Below are 3617 nucleotides of genomic sequence, written 5' to 3' on the forward strand. Positions count from 1 at the left end.
TTTGGAACAAGCTGACCATATCTAGAGACGAAAAATCCCCGTCTTGCAGTGATTGTAAGGATTGTAGTTTGAGAAGGTCCGCAATCAGATCACTGTCAAACGCCTGTTTGTAGAATAAGAGGGCCAACGGATTGGCCCTCAACTGAATCTTTTTACCTCCGATGATCGTCGTTCGCACTCCTTACCCCTCCTGTCCAGGGAACGTCACTTCATCGAACCAGTTGTCAAAGATAGTCGCGTTGGTGGTCTCATCGCGCTCAATGACGCTCTTGACGATCTTCTTACCGTTGTGGTCAATCGGCAGGATCGTAATATTCAGCGTCTCGGTGGTCGGAGTAGCCGTATCGGTGGTTGTAGCCGCGTTATCGGCAGGCCGGCTAGCGATGCAGCTGTAATACACAAATCTGCGGTTACGCTCGTCGCCCAGCACCTGGCCAAGCAGCGCAAACTCCTTCGGCTGCCCGTCGGCAACCTCGACCAACATGCCCTTGTTATCAACTTCCCAGCCGAGCATTTCTGCCAGGATGTCTTGCGGCACCAGCGCCATCTCAAGCGTGCCACTGTACCCGTTGTTGGTGTACCTGCTGTAGTACTTGCGATTGTCGGCAAAAAATGCCGTCTCGCCACCCTCCGGATTCATAGTCAGGTTGACTGCTCCCGGTATGTGGATTGGCGTTCCCCAGCCGGTTGTCCCAGCAGCCACCTCCGTCGATGCCCCCATGGCTGCGTCAGTCATCCCGGTGTCCGCGAACGCTATTTCAAGAGTGGCGTCGTTGTCTTGGGCCACTTTTGCAGCGAGGTAGATTGTCGCCCCAGCGTGCCTGGCAACGAATACAGCGCTGACCACCTCGTCATTGTTGAGGGCGTTGACAATCGTAGATGCAACCTTAGTTGCGGTAGTGTGAGTTTCGCTTGCTAGTGGCACCACGACACCATGAGGCGAGCTCTCCCCCAGCAACGTAGTAGCAGTGACCGTAATTGTCACCTCTCCGTCTTTTGTCGGCGGATCGGTCACCTCAATGCTCTGGGTTTGAGCGATACCATCAAACGCGATATGCACCTGCTCCAACCCAAATCTGACTTTATTCATCCTAATTCCCTCCTACCAATCTGATTTGATAAATAACCTGATAGAGCTTTTCGCTCTCCACGTACGTCTCAATCTTCCGGTACGGCAACCGCAGCTCTCGTAGCTTGTCCTCAATCTTCTTCTCGCTCGGTGGATGCTTGATCGTGTGGTAGAGTTCCAGCTGATAGTTCCCCACCTCAGCATAGTTCTGATTGTCAGCCTGGACGTCAGAACTATAGGCGTAAAGCACAACCGTATAGGGCGGTTCTGGCGGCGTAGTGAAGTGATGGTAGGCACAAGGGAAGCCAAGATCCCGCATCTCCTGTATCAGATCCAGATATGTCATCCTAGCCACCCCTCCCAAGAATCTGTACGATTTTTCTCTCCAGCTGCGGAACGTGACGTTCTTCAGCAGGCTTGATGTGCGGCCTACCTTCCACCCTCCCTCCTCCGCGTTTGGCATGGCCGTGTTCCAAGAGGTGAGTGAGCTGAGGCTTTTTCTTGTTGTAAACTACATATCTCCCCTGGCCCTCCTTCCTAGCTGTCCAGCCTTTAGCGTACTCGCCGGTATCTTTGGGCGAGGTTTCACGGAGATCAGCGGCCAGAGCCTGTGCGGTCTCCTTCACCGCTTCTTCGATAGCTGCCCCTACCTCTTCCGTGTAGGTTTTCACAGCAAGGACTATTTCGCCGGCCAAGTCATCTACTTTGACCACATCAGCCATTGCTGCCACTCTCCTCGCACGTTAGCTTGACCCATGTGCCTCCGGGCAATTGGTCAACACGCTTGATCGTGTATACTCGGCCAAAGTGCGTGGTCGGAGTGTCCTCCACCACCACCGGTTGGTTGATACCTACAAACCCGATTTCCATTTCACCACGTGTGATGTGGGTTTCCACAATACGATAATCGGCGAGGTTAAAGATGAGGTCCTCCAAAAACGGGGCCCGCCGAAGTTCGAAGATGATGGTATTCTCTTCACCAACCGCCTTGGCGGCGTAGTACCGTTCACCCCACAGCGTCTGTAAATTGGCCCAGACCGTCCGCCAGTCTTGCCACTCTTCGACCTGATTGCCCCATGGGTCTTTCGTCACACTCCGCTTTTGGATCACTATCCGGTGCCGCAGAGTCTTGCCCAGCTCCCGCATCTTAGCGCGGTACGCCTGCTTCCTAAGCCCTTCCATCGGCGCTCATCCCCTCTGCGGCCACCTGCAGCTGAAGGCGGATAATTTCTCGGGCGAAGTTCTCCTCAAAATACTCGCTGGCGTTATTATGGACGTAGCGGCAGTAGTCGAGGAGCAGGGACTTGGGCTGCCCGTCGGTATCGAAGTCGAGCTCGGAGCCAGTCAGGTCGTTGAGGTATGCCTTCCCGCGCTCGATTATTGCCTGCAGCAAGGCGTCCTCGTCGTCCCAAGTGATTTTGAGATAGGTTTTCACGGCCTGGAGCACGGCGCATCACCTCCCTCTGAAAATGCGCAGGGCGGCGAATGGTGCCGCCGCCCTGCGTGTGTTACTAGCTCGTTAGGTCGGGTCAGGACTTAGTCACAGTGACAGTGTAGGTCTCGCTCTCGGTGCCGCTCGTCACAGTGATCTTGACGGTGTTCTTTCCAGCGTCCCATGTCGCAGCCGTGCCGTTGGTGTGATCGGCATCGTTGACCTTGATGGCGATGGTGGCTTCCCCGTCCTTGGCAACCGCAGTGATCTTGTTGGTCGCGTCAGATGTCTCTGCCGTGTAGACCATCACGCTCTTGTTGAACGCCGGGGACAGGGGCAGCTCTCCGATCTTCAGGCTCGCCAGCCGTGCATCGTAGACAGGGTACACGGTCAGCGGGTCGTTGGTGACCGCGACGTCACCAGCCACACTCAACGGGTCGTTGGTGACATGCACGTCAGGCACCGCTGGCACTAGGTTCTGGATGTCGAGCACGAGGAACGAGGTGTTGTCCATCGGGCGGCCGGTGCCGTAGAGTTTGATGAGGTAGGTGCGTTCGTCCTCGAGGAAGCGATACTCGTCGCTATACTCGATGCGCCCGCCCTTGCCGGTGCCCATAGCCATGATGTAGCGCTTGCCTAGGCCGAGGATGGCCTTGCCCTGTTCCACATAGGCCGATTGTACGATCTTCGTCGGCAACGGCAGGATGTCCCGTACCCACGATCCGTCAGGCCTCTGGAAAGCGGTCGCCGGCATCACCTTGTTGAAGTAGTCCACTGGATTGACGATCATGAGTAGTTGCGTCACCGGGCGATTGAGCAGGTTAGGACCTACCGCCAGCTGCGATACCAAAGCGCCGTACGCAGCCGGAGTGAACTGCGTCACAGGGATCGGCACCTTTGGCGCGTATCCCGTGGTATTGTTGAACACTTCCAGATTGCGATCCATGCCCACAGGCTCATAGATTCGGTCATCAAGGTCCATGGCTGCCTCGGCCAGTCCACGCCCACTGATGATACCCTGCTCTAGCCCATTTGCGATTGCCTCTGCCAGGATGGTGCGGACGTAGCGGTCGAGCCAAGCTGGCCCGAGGTCCAGCATCGCCTTGCAGACCGGCA

Annotated in this window: 6 protein-coding genes; all 6 read right to left on the reverse strand. The window is 56.2% G+C overall.

All coding sequences use genetic code 11. From position 1 onward, the window contains the following. Nucleotides 1–181 precede the first annotated feature (181 nt). The gene (locus ACE4YL_RS02385) at nucleotides 182–1090 is read right to left on the reverse strand and encodes a major tail protein (protein ID WP_461369118.1); all 909 of its coding nucleotides are present in this window, start codon (nucleotides 1088–1090) and stop codon (nucleotides 182–184) included. Nucleotide 1091: 1 nt separating this feature from the next. Then, nucleotides 1092–1415 carry a hypothetical protein gene (locus ACE4YL_RS02390; RefSeq protein WP_461369119.1) on the reverse strand — a complete coding sequence of 108 codons (324 nt, stop codon included), beginning with the start codon at nucleotides 1413–1415 and terminating at the stop codon, nucleotides 1092–1094. 1 nt (nucleotide 1416) lies between these two features. Next, nucleotides 1417–1791 carry an HK97 gp10 family phage protein gene (locus ACE4YL_RS02395; RefSeq protein WP_461369120.1) on the reverse strand — a complete coding sequence of 125 codons (375 nt, stop codon included), beginning with the start codon at nucleotides 1789–1791 and terminating at the stop codon, nucleotides 1417–1419. Next, nucleotides 1784–2251: a phage head closure protein gene (locus tag ACE4YL_RS02400; RefSeq protein ID WP_461369121.1), complete on the reverse strand. Its 468-nt coding sequence runs from the start codon at nucleotides 2249–2251 to the stop codon at nucleotides 1784–1786. The genes ACE4YL_RS02395 and ACE4YL_RS02400 overlap by 8 nt, the downstream gene beginning before the upstream one ends. Continuing rightward, complete coding sequence (locus tag ACE4YL_RS02405) at nucleotides 2238–2516, reverse strand: head-tail connector protein (protein ID WP_461369122.1); 279 nt, start codon at nucleotides 2514–2516, stop codon at nucleotides 2238–2240. Before ACE4YL_RS02405 ends, ACE4YL_RS02400 begins: the two co-directional genes overlap by 14 nt. Before the next feature lie 82 nt (nucleotides 2517–2598). Further along, nucleotides 2599–3617, reverse strand: a 1019-nt coding sequence (locus tag ACE4YL_RS02410) for a cadherin-like beta sandwich domain-containing protein (RefSeq protein ID WP_461369123.1), incomplete at its 5' end; no start/stop codon positions are given.

The sequence above is a fragment of the Candidatus Darwinibacter acetoxidans genome, from assembly GCF_041936445.1.
Taxonomy (GTDB): Bacteria; Bacillota; Limnochordia; order Darwinibacteriales; family Darwinibacteriaceae; genus DTU010.

What these genes read in the sequence shown, in the direction of transcription:
- ACE4YL_RS02385 (WP_461369118.1), bottom strand. Translation starts at nt 1,090, where the DNA reads ATGAATAAAGTCAGATTTGGGTTGGAGCAGGTGCATATCGCGTTTGAT.
- ACE4YL_RS02390 (WP_461369119.1), bottom strand. Translation starts at nt 1,415, where the DNA reads ATGACATATCTGGATCTGATACAGGAGATGCGGGATCTTGGCTTCCCT.
- ACE4YL_RS02395 (WP_461369120.1), bottom strand. Translation starts at nt 1,791, where the DNA reads ATGGCTGATGTGGTCAAAGTAGATGACTTGGCCGGCGAAATAGTCCTT.
- ACE4YL_RS02400 (WP_461369121.1), bottom strand. Translation starts at nt 2,251, where the DNA reads ATGGAAGGGCTTAGGAAGCAGGCGTACCGCGCTAAGATGCGGGAGCTG.